Raw genomic sequence first — 14,395 nt, forward strand, 5'->3', positions numbered from 1 at the left:
CTCATCCAGGAGAGACCCGCCTTGATACGCCCTCGTATCCCGCTGCGCAGCGCAGTGGCCGCCGCCGTGGCAACGGCGACGGTCGCGGCGCTGGTGTCCGCCCTTCCGGCGGCAGCGGCGCCCAAGCCGCCGAAGCCGCCGTCGGACAGATCGCTGGCCGCCGAGCCCGCCCGCCACGACCTGACGCGTGACCAGTTCTACTTCGTCCTGCCGGACCGTTTCGCCAACGGCGACCCCAAGAACGACCGCGGAGGACTGACCGGTTCACGCCTCGCGACCGGCTACGACCCCACCGACAAGGGCTTCTACCAGGGTGGCGATCTCAAGGGGATCACCGAGAAACTGGACTACATCAAGGGGCTCGGCACCACCGCCATCTGGATGGCGCCGATCTTCAAGAACCAGCCCGTGCAGGGCGAGGGCAAGGACGCCAGCGCCGGCTACCACGGCTATTGGATCACCGACTTCACCCAGGTCGACCCGCACTTCGGCACCAACGCCGACCTGGAGCGGCTGGTCGAGGCGGCCCACGCCAAGGGCATGAAGGTCTTCTTCGACGTCATCACCAACCACACCGCCGATGTCGTCGACTACAAGGAGAAGTCGTACGACTATCTCTCCGAGGGCGCCTTCCCGTACCTGACCGAGGACGGCGTGCCCTTCGACGACACCGATTACGCGGACGGCTCGAAGCGCTTCCCGCGCGTCGACACGGACTCCTTCCCCCGGACGCCTGTCGTGCCCGAGGGCAAGAAGGACCTCAAGGTCCCGTCCTGGCTCAACGACCCGACGATGTACCACAATCGCGGTGACTCGACCTTCGCCGGCGAGTCGTCCGAGAACGGCGACTTCGTCGGCCTTGACGACCTGTGGACCGAGCGTCCCGAGGTCGTCGAGGGCATGGAGAAGATCTACCAGCGCTGGGTCCGCGACTTCGGCATCGACGGCTTCCGCATCGACACGGTCAAGCACGTCAACACCGAGTTCTGGACACAGTGGGCCACCGCGCTGGACGCGTACGCCGCCAAGCGCGGCCGGGACGACTTCTTCATGTTCGGCGAGGTCTACTCGGCCGACCCGGCCATCACCTCGAAGTACGTGACCGAGGGCCGCCTCGACGCCACCCTGGACTTCCCCTTCCAGGACGCCGCCCGCAACTACGCCTCCCAGGGCGGCTCCGCGGACAAACTGGCGAACCTCTTCGCGCAGGACTACCGCTACACCACCGACAAGGCCAACGCCTACGAGTCGGTTCCCTTCCTCGGCAACCACGACATGGGCCGCTTCGGCACGTTCCTCGCACAGGACAACCCGAAGGCCGGCGACGCCGAGCTGCTGGCGCGCTACAAGCTCGCCAACGAGCTGATGTTCCTCAGCCGCGGCAACCCCGTCGTCTACTACGGCGACGAGCAGGGCTTCACCGGCGCCGGTGGCGACAAGGACTCCCGCCAGACCCTGTTCGCCTCGAAGACCGCCGACTACCTCGACGACGACCGGATCGGCACCGACCGCACCCACGCCGACGACGCGTACGACACCTCGCACCCGCTGTACCGGCAGATCGCCGCGCTGTCGAAGCTCACCGAGGAACACCCGGCGCTGCGCGACGGCGTCCAGGAGCAGCGGTACGCCGAAGGCTCGGTGTACGCCTTCTCCCGCACGGACGCGAAGACGCGGACCGAGTACTTCGTCGCCGTGAACAACGCGACCGAGGCGAAGACCGTGACCGTTCCGACCGGCTCGGCCGGCATGGACTTCACGGCGGTCCACGGCGGCTCCGGCACCGTTCGCAGCGGCACGGACAGGAAGATCGAGGTGACCGTCCCGGCGCTGGGGTCCCTGGTGCTGAAGGCGGCGAAGCCGCTCGGCACGCCCACCGCGAAGCCGTCGGTCACGCTGAAGGCCCCCGAGGCCGGTGCCACCGGCACCGTCGAGATCTCCGCGGACACCGGCGGCGGGCAGCTGAACCGCGTCGTGTTCGCCGCCCAGACCGGCAACGGCGACTGGCAGGTGCTCGGCTCCGCCGACCACGCCCCGTACAAGGTCACCCAGCGCATCACCGCCCCGGCGGGAACGGCCCTGCGGTACAAGGCCGTCGTCGTCGACAGCGCGGGCCGCACCGCGAGCGCGACTGCCGGGACCACCAGCGGCGCGCCCGCCGTTCCGCAGCCGCCGAGCGCCACCCAGCGCGACTACGCGATCGTCCACTACAAGCGCGCGGACGGCGACTACACCGACTGGGGCCTGTACACCTGGGGCGACATCGCCGAGGGCGAGGGCACCACCTGGCCCGCCGGCAAGCCGTTCAGCGGGCGCGACGCCTACGGCGCCTTCGCATACGTCAAGCTCAAGCCCGGCGCCTCCTCGGTGGGCTTCATCGCCGTGAACAAGGACGGCGTGAAGGACACCGACGCCGACCGCACGATCGACCTGTCGAAGACCGGTGAGGTCTGGATCGAGCAGGGCAAGCCGGAGGTCGGCAACACCGCTCCCGAAGGCGCGTACCCGCCCCAGGACACCACGAAGGCCGTGCTCCACTACCAGCGTGCCGACGGCGACTACGCGGGCTGGGGTCTGCACACCTGGACCGGCGCCGCGAACCCGACCGACTGGAGCAAGCCGCTGGAGCCGGTGCGGACCGACGCGTACGGCGCGGTCTACGAGGTGCCGCTCGCGGCGGGAGCCACCTCGCTCAGCTACATCCTGCACAAGGGCGACGAGAAGGACCTGCCGTCCGACCAGTCGCTCGACCTCAAGGGCGTCGGCCACGAGGTGTGGCTGCTCGCCGGCCAGGAGAAGTACCTGCTGCCGCAGCCCAAGGGCGGCGGCGCGGCCCTCGACCTGACCAAGGCACAGGCCGTCTGGATCGACGAGGACACCGTCGCCTGGAACGGCAGCGACGCCGCCGCCTCCAGCGCGCTGCTGTACTCGCGCGACGGCTCCATCACCGTCAAGGACGGTGCGCTGAGCGGTGACAGGCGAGTGCTGCGGCTGAACGGTACGGAGCTCACCGACACGCAGAAGGCGGCGTTCCCGCACCTCAAGGCGTACCAGGCCTGGTCCGTCGACCCGCGTGACCGTGACCGGGTGCGCGAGGCCCTGCGCGGGCAGGTCGTGGCGGCGCAGTACGCGGCCAACGGTGCCGCGCTGACCGCCACCGGCGTGCAGATCGCCGGAGTCCTCGACGACCTGTACGCGGCGAAGGCCACCCGGGCCGACCTCGGCGCCACCTTCGACCGCAAGGGCGTCCCGACGCTGCGGCTGTGGGCACCGACCGCCCAGCACGTCTCCCTCGAACTCGACGGGAGGACGGTCGCCATGCGCCGCGACGACGCCAGCGGCGTCTGGTCGGTCAGAGGCAGGAAGAACTGGAAGGGTGACGAGTACCGGTACCACGTGAAGGTCTGGGCGCCCGCCGTCCAGAAGGTCGTCACCAACAAGGTCACCGACCCCTACTCGCTGGCACTGACCACCGATTCGCAGCGGAGCATCGTCGCCGACCTCTCCGACAGGTCCCTCATGCCGGCCGGCTGGTCGACGCTGAAGAAGCCCGCCGCCGTGCCTCTGAAGGACGCACAGATCCAGGAGCTGCACATCCGCGACTTCTCGATCGCCGACCCGACGGCCTCGGACAGGGGCACCTACCTGGCCTTCGCCGACAAGGACAGCAAGGGCTCGAAGCACCTGCGGGACCTGGCGGACGCCGGCACCTCGTACGTGCACCTGCTGCCCGCCTTCGACATCGGCACCATCCCCGAGAAGAAGTCGGACCAGCAGCAGCCCGAGTGCGACCTGTTGATCCTCGCGCCCGACTCGGCCGAGCAGCAGGCATGCATCGCGAAGGCCGCGGCGAAGGACGCGTTCAACTGGGGCTACGACCCGCTGCACTACACCGTTCCCGAGGGCTCGTACTCCACCGACCCGGACGGGACCCGCCGCACGGTCGAGTTCCGGCAGATGGTCAAGTCGCTGAACGAGGACGGGCTGCGCACCGTCATGGACGTGGTCTACAACCACACCGTGGCCGCCGGTCAGTCGGACAAGTCCGTACTCGACAAGGTCGTGCCCGGCTACTACCAGCGGCTGCTGGCCGACGGCAGCGTCGCCACCTCCACCTGCTGCGCCAACACCGCGCCGGAGAACGCGATGATGGGCAAGCTCGTCGTCGACTCGGTCGTGACCTGGGCACGTGACTACAAGGTGGACGGCTTCCGCTTCGACCTGATGGGCCACCACCCGAAGGAGAACATCCTCGCGGTACGCGCCGCCCTCGACGAGCTGACGCTTGAGCGCGACGGCGTGGACGGCAAGAAGATCATTCTGTACGGGGAGGGTTGGAACTTCGGCGAGATCGCCGACGACGCCCGCTTCGTCCAGGCCACCCAGAAGAACATGGCGGGCACCGGCATCGCCACCTTCTCCGACCGGGCGCGCGACGCCGTCCGCGGTGGCGGGCCCTTCGACGAGGACCCGGGCGTGCAGGGCTTCGGCTCCGGTCTGTACACCGACCCCAACTCCTCGCCGGCCAACGGGACGCCGGCCGAGCAGAAGGCCCGGCTGCTGCACTACCAGGACCTGATCAAGGTGGGTCTGTCCGGCAACCTCGCCTCCTACTCCTTCACCGACACCGAAGGCCGCACCGTCAAGGGCTCCGAGGTCGACTACAACGGCTCCCCGGCCGGCTACGCGGCCGCACCCGGAGAAGCCCTCGCCTACTCGGACGCCCACGACAACGAGTCGCTCTACGACGCCCTCGCGTTCAAGCTCCCGGCCGCCACCTCACCGGCCGACCGGGCCCGTATGCAGGTGCTGTCCATGGCCGTCTCCGCGCTGTCGCAGGGACCGGCGCTCTCCCAGGCCGGGTCGGACCTGCTGCGCTCCAAGTCCCTGGACCGCAACTCGTACGACAGCGGCGACTGGTTCAACGCGATCCACTGGGACTGCCGCGACGGCAACGGGTTCGGGCGCGGACTCCCGCCGGAGGCCGACAACAAGGCCAAGTGGGGCTTCGCGAAGCCGCTGCTCACCGCGCCCTCGCTGACCGTGGGCTGCGCGGAGATCAACGGCACGTCCGCCGCGTACCGTGACCTGCTGAGGATCCGCACCGGAGAGCCGGCCTTCGGCCTGTCCACCGCGGAGCAGGTCCGGTCGGCGCTGTCCTTCCCGCTGTCCGGCAGGGACGAGACCCCCGGGGTGATCACCATGCGTCTCGACGACCTGGTCGTGGTGTTCAACGCCACCCCCGAGCGCCAGACACAGCGGGTCGAGGCACTCGCCGGCAAGGACTACGCACTCCACGCCGTCCAGCGCGGGGGTGCCGACGACGTCGTCAAGTCCGCCGAATACGAACGGAGTTCCGGCGGCTTCACGGTCCCGGCCCGTACGGTCGCCGTGTTCGAACGCGGCTGAGCTCCGCGCTCGTCACCTGAGGTTCCCCGTCCCCTCACCCGTGTCGCTGTTGGGCCGAACGGGTGAGGGGAGCGAGGATGGAACCATGAGTAGTAGGTACGAGAGGTACGACGTCACCGACGAGCAGTGGGAGGGCCTGGCCCAGGTGGTTCCGCTGCGCGGCCGCAACGAGTGGCCGTCCCGGGTCGACCACGTCACGGTCCCACGGGAGTACGAGGCCGCCGCGCACCGTCGTTTCATCGTCCTGCGGGTCCAGGTGTTCGCCGACGCGCGCGAGGTCGCCGAGTACCTCATCGCCGGGATGCCGGTGCTCCTCGACCTCACCAGTGCCGACACCGAGGTCGCCAAGCGCATCCTCGACTTCAGCAGCGGCGTCGTGTTCGGGCTCGGCTGCGGAATGCACCGGGTCGACCGGAACGTCTTCCTTCTCGCGCCCGTCGGCACGGAGGTCGAAGGGATCGCGGCCGCAGCCGTCCCTCATTCGTAGGAAGCTGTGGAAGGCGGAACGGTTCGGCGTGTTCCTCGCTGCGTACCGTCCCGCTCATGGACCCCAACACGCCGGTCATGGACCGGGGCAGGTCGCCGGGACGGGGAAGCGACAAGCCTGCGGACGCGTCGCCCGGACGGGGAAGCGACACCGTGCCTGCGGACGCGTCGCCCGGCGGCGGCATCTCCCGTCCCGCCGTCACCGAACTCCGTCTCTCCGCCTTCAGATCCCACCGCTCCGCCGTGTTCCCGCTCGGCCCCATGACACTGCTCGCCGGGGCCAGCGGCAGCGGCAAGTCGAACGCGCTGCAGGCGTACGAGGCCCTCGCGCTGCTCGGCGCCGGACGCGACCTGGCCACCGCCTTCCCCGAACCGGCCGAATGCGTCCCTGAGTGGGCGGTGGCCGACCGGCAGGGGCGGCGTGGCTTCCGGATCGGCTGCACGGTCGACGGGCCGGCCGGGCCCGTGTGTCTCGACGTCGCCGTACAGGCCGAGCCACGTCTGCGGGTGGTGGGCGAACGGCTGACCGGCGGCGGCCGGACCCTGCTGACCACGGCGTTGCGCGACCCGTCCCGGTCCGTGGTCGAGGCGGCCTGGCACACGGCGGGTTCGGCGATGGTCACACGCGGCCCGCTGCCCGACGACAGACTCGGCACGGCGCTGCTGCCGCTCCGCGTCGCGGGCAGCACGGACGCGCAGTTACAGGTGCTCGCCGCGGCCGAGCAGGTCGTGGTGGGGCTACGGTCGGTCTTCGCCTGCGACCCCCGGCCGGAGCGGATGCGTGAGCCCGTGCCGGCCGGTACCGGGCGGTTGCGCCGCGGCTGCGACAACCTGGCGGAGGTGCTGCACCGCACCCGCAGCGAATGCGCCAAGCGGCACGCGAGGCTCGCCGCGGCGGCCCGGGTGGGATGCGCGGGGGCCGTGGACGACCTGGCGGTGGAGGAGTTGGCGAACGGACGGGTACGTGCCCTGCTCGCACGGGGCGGCACCCGCGGGGCGACGCCGGTGGGGAGGCTCGGCGAGGGCGAGCTCAGATACCTGGGGCTCGCCCTGGTGCTGCTCACCGGGCCGGGGGTGCTGGCCATGGACCAGGTGGCGGAGGTGCCGATGGCGTACCAGTCGCTCACGGTGCTCGCCGACGGCTTCGACCGCTGCCTCGATCCCGGGCAGGCACGCCGACTGGTGGCGCTGGGGGCGGAGATGTGCGCACGCGGGCACATCAGGCTGGTGGGGACGGTCACCGATGCGTCGTGCGCGCGGGGGATCGACGGCGTGCGGGTGGTAGACCTGGTGCCGTGACGAGAGAAAACGGGCTGGATGTCGAGGGGTTGCAGCGGCGGCTGGCCTCTTTCGCGGCGGCGCGCGGCTGGGAGCCGTACCACACGCCGAAGAACCTGGCCGTGGCGCTGAGCGTGGAGGCGGCCGAACTGGTCGAGATCTTCCAGTGGTTGACGCCGGAGGAGTCGGCGCGGGTGATGGACGACGCCGGGGAGGCGCACCGGGTGCGGGACGAGGTCGCGGACGTGCTGGCGTATCTGCTGCAGTTCTGCGAGGTGCTCGGGATCGACGCCCTCCAGGCGCTGTCGGAGAAGATCGACCGGAACGAGATCCGCTTCCCTCCGAAGTGAGAACGGGAGCCCGATGGACCCCCAACAGCAGGTGCACACCAAGGTTTCGTCACTCTATGGAGTTGCCGAGTTATCCACAACTGCCTTGCTGTCCACAGATTTCCGAATTCCCCTGGCTTTTCGGCTCAATGAGCTTCACTCTGGGTAATGAACTGAGTGGGCAGGAAGTCGTACGAACGGGGGCGTGCAGATGGACGCGGAACGGCTCGTGAGGATGTGCCGGCATGCGCTGGCCCAGAGTCGCGCAGTGCCGGACATCGTCGCGGAGGCCTGGCAGGCGCAGGCACTGGCGCAGGCGATCGGTGCCCGGCTGGCGATCGGAGGTCCGCCGGAGATCAGAGGGGAGGCCGCGGGGCTGAGCGAGATCGGCGGCCGCGGGTGCGGAGTGCTCGACCACCCGATGGTGCGCAGCGGCGGGGTGCGGGCGGCGCAGCTGACCGAAGTGGCCGACGCGGAGGCGGCGTTGCTCGCTCTGAACGTGCTGCTCGGGGACGTCGGTATCGCGCTCGTGGGTGTCGCCTGCGCCACGGACGACGAAGGTCTGTACTGGCAGTGCATCGAGACGATAGACACGGCCGACGAGTCGAGCGACCGGGTCCGGGGCATGCTGCGGCGGCTCGCGGAGCGGGAGCCGGACCGTCCGCCCGAAGCCGTCCGCGGCCGCGCGGGCCCCTGACGGCGGGTGCGGGGTTCCTGACGGCGGTGTACCTGACTGCGACCGCGTGTGAGCCGCTGATGGCGGGCGCGGCCGGGGTCGTGTTTGGCTGCGGCGGGCCGGCTGCCGAAGGTGCAGGATGGAACCATGGATCTTCGAATCTTCACCGAGCCCCAGCAAGGGGCGAGCTACGACTCGCTGCTGGCCGTCGCCAAGGCCGCCGAGGACCTCGGTTTCGACGCCTTCTTCCGCTCCGACCACTACCTGAGCATGGGTTCCGCCGACGGACTGCCCGGGCCGACCGACGCCTGGATCACCCTCGCCGGACTGGCGCGTGAGACCAGGAGCATCCGCCTCGGCACGCTGATGACCGCGGGCACCTTCCGGCTGCCTGGCGTGCTGGCCATCCAGGTCGCCCAGGTCGACCAGATGTCGGGCGGCCGGGTCGAACTGGGCCTTGGAGCCGGCTGGTTCGAGGAGGAGCACAAGGCCTACGGCATCCCTTTCCCCAAGGAGAAGTTCGCGCGGCTAGAGGAGCAGCTGGCGATCGTCACCGGGCTGTGGGCGACCGAGGTGGGCAAGACGTTCTCCTACGAGGGCGCCCACTATCGGCTCACCGACTCGCCCGCGCTGCCCAAGCCCACCCAGACCAAGGTCCCGGTGCTGATCGGCGGCCACGGCGCCACCCGCACACCGCGGCTGGCCGCGCAGTACGCGGACGAGTTCAACCTTCCCTTCGCCTCGATCGAGGACACGGAGCGGCAGTTCGGCCGGGTGCGCGCCGCCGTGGCGAAGGCCGGCCGCGCCCCCGACGACCTGATCTACTCCAACGCACTGGTGGTGTGTGTCGGGAAGGACGACGCCGAAGTGGCGCGCCGCGCCGCCGCGATCGGCCGTGAAGTGGAGGAACTCAAGGCCAACGGCCTGGCGGGCTCGCCCGCCGAGGTGGTCGACAAGATCGGACGCTACGCGGCGACCGGCTCCTCGCGGATCTACCTCCAGGTGCTCGACCTCGACGATCTCGACCACCTGGAGCTGATCTCGTCCCAGGTCGGCACCCAGCTGAGCTGATCCCCGGGGAGCCGCCGTGAAATCCGCCCGTACGCTCGCCGCCGCCCTCGCCGCCGGGCCCGTCGTCCTCGACGGGGGTCTGTCCAACCAGCTCCAGGCCCAGGGCTGCGACCTGACCGGCAGCCTCTGGTCCGCGCGGCTCCTCGCCGACGAACCGCGGCAGATCGAGGCAGCGCACACGGCATACGTACGGGCGGGTGCGCAGGTGCTCATCACCTCGAGCTACCAGGCCACGTTCGAGGGTTTCGCCCGGCGGGGCCTGGATGCGGCGCAGACCGCCCGGCTGCTCGGGCGCAGCGTGGAGCTGGCCAGGTCCGTGGCGCAGGCGGCCGGCCACCAGGTGTGGGTCGCCGCCTCCGTCGGACCGTACGGCGCGATGCTCGCGGACGGCAGCGAGTACCGCGGGCGCTACGGGCTCGGCGTGCGGCAGCTGGAGCGCTTCCACCGGCCGCGGATCGAGGCGCTCGCGGCCGCCGGGCCGGACGTGCTCGCGCTGGAGACCGTGCCGGACACCGACGAGGCGGAGGCGCTGCTCAGGGCGGCCGAGGGGTGCGGGGTGCCGGTGTGGCTGTCGTACACCCTGGCCGGCGGCCGGACCCGCGCCGGTCAGGACGCTGCCGAGGCGTTCGGGCTCGCCGCCGGACGGGACGAGGTGATCGCCGTCGGCGTCAACTGCTGCGATCCTCATGAGGCCGCCGCCGCTGCGGCGCTCGCGTCACAGGTCACCGGCAAGCCGGCCGTCGTCTACCCGAACAGCGGCGAACAGTGGGACGCCGCCTCCCGGGCCTGGCGGGGCGGCTCCGCGTACGACCCGGCCCGGGTCCGCGAATGGTGCGCGGCAGGCGCGCGCCTGGTCGGCGGCTGCTGCCGGGTCGGTCCGGGGGAGATCGGTGCACTCGCGCGGCTGATGGCCCGGGAACAGGACCAGGACCGGTAACAGCGACCTCACAGAGGCAGCAGGAGGACGGGAACGGGGCCCTGCGGGCCGAGCGAAAACCCCTGGTAGGGGCGGCCGAGGGAGACGATACTCAAACGCGTGTTCCTGACGATCAGTACCACCGGCACCCTTGAACGTCCCGCGACCGATCTGGGCTTCCTGCTGCACAAGCATCCCGACAAGGCGCAGGCGTTCTCCACCTCGCACGGCACGGCACACGTCTTCTACCCCGAGGCGTCCGCCGAGCGGTGCACGGCCGCGCTGCTGCTGGAGGTGGATCCCGTGGCGCTGGTGCGGCGCGGCAAGGGCAAGGGCCGTGGCGGTGCCCCCGACTCGGCGCTCGCCCAGTACGTCAACGACCGCCCGTACGCGGCGTCGTCCCTGCTGGCCGTCGCGCTGAGCACGGTGTTCAAGAGCGCGCTGCGCGGTGTGTGCGCCGCCCTGCCCGGGCGGGCCGGGACCCCGCTGCCGCTGCGTGTCGAGGTGCCTGCCCTGCCCGCGCGGGGCGGCGCCGAACTGGTCCGCAAGCTCTTCGGGCCGCTCGGCTGGAGCTCCGTCGCGGCCGAACCGGTCCCGCTGGACCCGAGGTTCCCCGAATGGGGCGACTCGCGCTACGTACAGCTGGTGCTCGAAGGGGAGCTGCGGCTGGCCGACGCCCTGCGCCAGCTCTATGTCCTGCTGCCCGTCCTCGACGACGCCAAGCACTACTGGGTCGCCCCGGACGAGGTCGACAAGCTGCTGCGCGCCGGTGAGGGCTGGCTGGCCGAGCACCCGGAACAGAAGCTGATCACCAGCCGCTACCTCTCGCGCCGCTGGGGGCTGACCCGCCAGGCCATGGAGCGTCTCGAACTGGTGCGCCTCGCCGAGGCCGACGACCTCCAGGTCGAGGACGTGGACAACGCCGTGGACGAGACCACCGACACCGAGGAACGCCCCGTACCGCTCGCCGAACAGCGCAGGGACGCCATCCTCACGGCACTGCGCGACGCGGGCGCGAGCCGCGTGCTCGACCTGGGCTGCGGACAGGGCCAGTTGGTGCAGGCACTGCTGAAGGACGTCCGGTTCACCGAGATCGTCGGCGTCGACGTGTCCGTACGGGCACTGACGATCGCCGGGCGGCGCTTGAAGCTGGACCGGCTCGGTGAGCGCCAGGCCGCACGGGTCAAGCTGATGCAGGGGTCGCTCACGTACACCGACAAGCGGCTCACCGGCTACGACGCCGCTGTGCTCAGCGAGGTCGTCGAGCACCTGGACCTGCCCCGGCTGCCGTCCCTGGAGTACGCGGTGTTCGGCTCGGCCCGGCCGCGTACGGTGCTCGTGACGACGCCGAACGTCGAGTACAACGTCCGCTGGGAGACCCTCCCCGCCGGCCATGCGCGCCACGGCGACCACCGGTTCGAGTGGACCCGCGCGGAGTTCCGCCAGTGGGCCGAAGACGTCGCCGGGCGCCACGGCTACACGGTGCGGTTCGTGCCGGTCGGCCCCGAGGACCCCGAAGTCGGGCCGCCCACCCAGATGGCAGTGTTCGAGACGACCTCGAAGGAGGCGAAGGCCGCATGACCGTTACCGAAGAAGCCGTGGTCACCACCCCCGGCCGCCGGCTCCCGGTGACCGACCTGTCGCTGGTGGTCCTCGTCGGCGCCACCGGCTCCGGCAAGTCCACTTTCGCCCGCAGGCACTTCAGGCCGACCGAGGTGATCTCCTCCGACTTCTGCCGCGGACTCGTCGCGGACGACGAGAACGACCAGAGCGCCAGCGGCGACGCCTTCGACGTCCTGCACTACATCGTGGGCAAGCGGCTCGCGGCCGGACGGCTCACCGTCGTCGACGCGACCAATGTCCAGGTGGAGAGCCGCCGTCAGCTGGTGCGCCTCGCCCGGGAGCACGACGTACTGCCGATCGCGATCGTGCTCGACATGCCGGAAGAGGTCTGCGCCGCACGCAACGCGGCCCGTCCGGACCGTGCCGGCATGCCCCGCCACGTCATCGGGCGCCACCGGCGTGAACTGCGCCGCTCGCTGCGCGGCCTGGAGCGCGAGGGCTTCCGCAAGGTGCACGTCCTGCGCGGCGTCGAGGAGGCCGACAGCGCGGAGATCGTCCTCGAGCGCCGCTACAACGACCTGCGGCACCTCACCGGACCGTTCGACGTCATCGGCGACATCCACGGCTGCAGCTCCGAACTCGAGACCCTGCTCGGCAAGCTCGGCTACACGGACGGAGCCCACCCCGAGGGCCGTACCGCCGTCTTCGTCGGCGACCTCGTCGACCGCGGCCCGGACAGCCCCGGCGTGCTGCGTCGCGTGATGGGCATGGTCGCGGCAGGCAACGCCCTGTGCGTGCCCGGCAACCACGAGAACAAACTGGGCCGCTGGCTGGCGGGACGGAAGGTCCAGCACACCCACGGGCTCGCCGAGACGATCGAGCAGCTGGAGAAGGAGGACGCCAAGGACCCCGCCTTCCGCGAGCAGGTACGGAAGTTCATCGACGGACTCGTCAGCCACTACGTCCTCGACGAGGGCAGGCTGGTCGTCTGTCACGCCGGACTGCCCGAGAAGTACCACGGCCGCACCTCCGGCCGGGTCCGCTCGCACGCCCTGTACGGGGACACCACGGGGGAGACCGACGAGTTCGGGCTGCCCGTGCGCTACCCGTGGGCGGAGGACTACCGGGGCCGTGCCGCCGTCGTCTACGGCCACACACCGGTGCCCAACACCTCATGGATCAACAACACGATCTGCCTCGACACCGGTGCGGTGTTCGGCGGGAAGATGACCGCGCTGCGCTGGCCCGAGCGTGAACTGGTCGACGTACCCGCCGAGAAGGTCTGGTACGAACCGGCCAGGCCGCTGGTCACCGAAGCGCCGGGCGGGCGGGAGGGCCGGCCCCTCGACCTCTCCGACGTACAGGGCCGGCGGGTCGTCGAGACCCGGCACATGGGGCGGATCGCCGTCCGGGAGGAGAACGCGGCAGCCGCGCTCGAGGTCATGAGCCGCTTCGCGGTCGACCCCCGGCTGCTGATGTACCTGCCGCCGACGATGGCGCCCACGGCCACCTCCAGAGAGGAGGGCTTTCTGGAGCACCCGGCGGAGGCCTTCGCCCAGTACCGCGCCGACGGCGTCGCCAGGGTCGTGTGCGAGGAGAAGCACATGGGCTCACGGGCGGTCGCACTGGTCTGCCGCGATGCCGGCGCCGCGCACGAGCGGTTCGGTGTTTCCGGGGGCACTGCCCACGCCGAGGGCGGGGGAGGCCCGACGGGCACACTGCACACCCGCACCGGACGGCCCTTCTTCGACGACCCGGAGATCACCGAGGAGATCCTGGGACGCCTGCGCGCGGCCGTGTCCGCCGCCGGTCTGTGGGACGAACTCGACACGGACTGGCTGCTGATCGACGCCGAGCTGATGCCCTGGTCGCTCAAGGCCTCCGGGCTGCTGCGCTCGCAGTACGCGGCGGTCGGCGCCGCGTCCGGGGCCGTGCTGCCGAAGGCGGCCGCCGCCCTGGAGGCCGCGGCGGCGCGGGGTGCCGGGGTGGCCGAACTGCTCGCCCGCCAGCACGAGCGGACCGCCGACGCGGCCGCGTTCACCGACGCCTACCGGCGGTATTGCTGGAGCACCGACGGGCTGGACGGGGTGCGCCTCGCGCCGTTCCAGATCCTCGCCGTCCAGGGACGTTCGCTCGCCGCGGTGCCGCACGACGAGCAACTGGCCTGGCTGGACAAGTTGGTGGAGCACGACCCCACGGGGCTGCTCCAGGTCACCAGGCGGCTGGTCGTCGACACGGCGGACGAGGCGTCGGTGCGGGCCGGTACCGACTGGTGGCTGGAGATGACCGGGCGCGGCGGCGAAGGCATGGTGGTCAAGCCGTTGCAGGCACTCGCACGGGACGAGAAGGGCCGGCTCGTGCAGCCGGGCATCAAGGTCCGCGGCCGCGAGTACCTGCGCATCATCTACGGCCCCGAGTACACCCGTCCGCAGAACCTGGACCGGCTGCGGAACAGGTTCCTGAACCACAAGCGGTCCCTGGCGCTGCGCGAGTACGTCCTCGGGCTCGAGGCGCTGGACCGGCTGGCCGACGGCGAGCCGCTGTGGCGGGTTCACGAAGCCGTGTTCGCGGTGCTGGCACTGGAGTCGGAGCCGGTCGACCCCCGGTTGTGACGGGCGGGCGCCCCGGGGCGCCGGCCGTGCAGATGCCCTGCCCGACGCGGTGAAG

Annotated in this window: 9 protein-coding genes; all 9 read left to right on the forward strand. The window is 71.0% G+C overall.

The window, feature by feature from the left end; translation table 11 throughout:
* Positions 1 to 21 precede the first annotated feature (21 nt).
* The 9 genes from pulA to OGH68_RS28850 all read left to right on the forward strand — a co-directional run bounded on the left by pulA (position 22) and on the right by OGH68_RS28850 (position 14,340).
* Positions 22 to 5,409 carry a pullulanase-type alpha-1,6-glucosidase gene (pulA, locus tag OGH68_RS28810; protein ID WP_264247935.1) on the forward strand — a complete coding sequence of 1,796 codons (5,388 nt, stop codon included), beginning with the start codon at positions 22 to 24 and terminating at the stop codon, positions 5,407 to 5,409.
* A gap of 85 nt (positions 5,410 to 5,494) precedes the next feature.
* Positions 5,495 to 5,896 carry a cell division protein SepF gene (locus OGH68_RS28815; RefSeq protein ID WP_264247936.1) on the forward strand — a complete coding sequence of 134 codons (402 nt, stop codon included), beginning with the start codon at positions 5,495 to 5,497 and terminating at the stop codon, positions 5,894 to 5,896.
* 56 nt (positions 5,897 to 5,952) lie between these two features.
* Entirely contained in the window at positions 5,953 to 7,194 is a 1,242-nt protein-coding gene (locus tag OGH68_RS28820) for an AAA family ATPase (protein ID WP_264247938.1), read from the forward strand.
* Positions 7,191 to 7,523 (forward strand): nucleotide pyrophosphohydrolase, encoded by a 333-nt coding sequence (locus tag OGH68_RS28825; RefSeq protein WP_264247939.1) that lies wholly within the window; start codon positions 7,191 to 7,193, stop codon positions 7,521 to 7,523. Before OGH68_RS28820 ends, OGH68_RS28825 begins: the two co-directional genes overlap by 4 nt.
* A 190-nt stretch (positions 7,524 to 7,713) precedes the next feature.
* A complete protein-coding gene (locus OGH68_RS28830) occupies positions 7,714 to 8,199 on the forward strand; it encodes a DUF6099 family protein (protein ID WP_264250335.1) in 486 nt (161 codons plus the stop codon).
* A gap of 126 nt (positions 8,200 to 8,325) precedes the next feature.
* On the forward strand, positions 8,326 to 9,249 hold the full coding sequence (locus OGH68_RS28835; protein WP_264247940.1) for an LLM class F420-dependent oxidoreductase: 924 nt from the start codon (positions 8,326 to 8,328) through the stop codon (positions 9,247 to 9,249).
* A gap of 16 nt (positions 9,250 to 9,265) precedes the next feature.
* Positions 9,266 to 10,186: a homocysteine S-methyltransferase gene (gene mmuM / locus OGH68_RS28840; RefSeq protein ID WP_264247942.1), complete on the forward strand. Its 921-nt coding sequence runs from the start codon at positions 9,266 to 9,268 to the stop codon at positions 10,184 to 10,186.
* A gap of 99 nt (positions 10,187 to 10,285) precedes the next feature.
* Positions 10,286 to 11,746 carry a 3' terminal RNA ribose 2'-O-methyltransferase Hen1 gene (locus tag OGH68_RS28845; RefSeq protein ID WP_264247943.1) on the forward strand — a complete coding sequence of 487 codons (1,461 nt, stop codon included), beginning with the start codon at positions 10,286 to 10,288 and terminating at the stop codon, positions 11,744 to 11,746.
* Positions 11,743 to 14,340, forward strand: a complete 2,598-nt coding sequence (locus tag OGH68_RS28850; RefSeq protein WP_264247945.1) for a polynucleotide kinase-phosphatase — start codon at positions 11,743 to 11,745, stop codon at positions 14,338 to 14,340. Before OGH68_RS28845 ends, OGH68_RS28850 begins: the two co-directional genes overlap by 4 nt.
* Positions 14,341 to 14,395 lie beyond the last annotated feature (55 nt).

It is taken from the genome of Streptomyces peucetius (assembly GCF_025854275.1).
Taxonomy (GTDB): Bacteria; Actinomycetota; Actinomycetes; order Streptomycetales; family Streptomycetaceae; genus Streptomyces; species Streptomyces peucetius_A.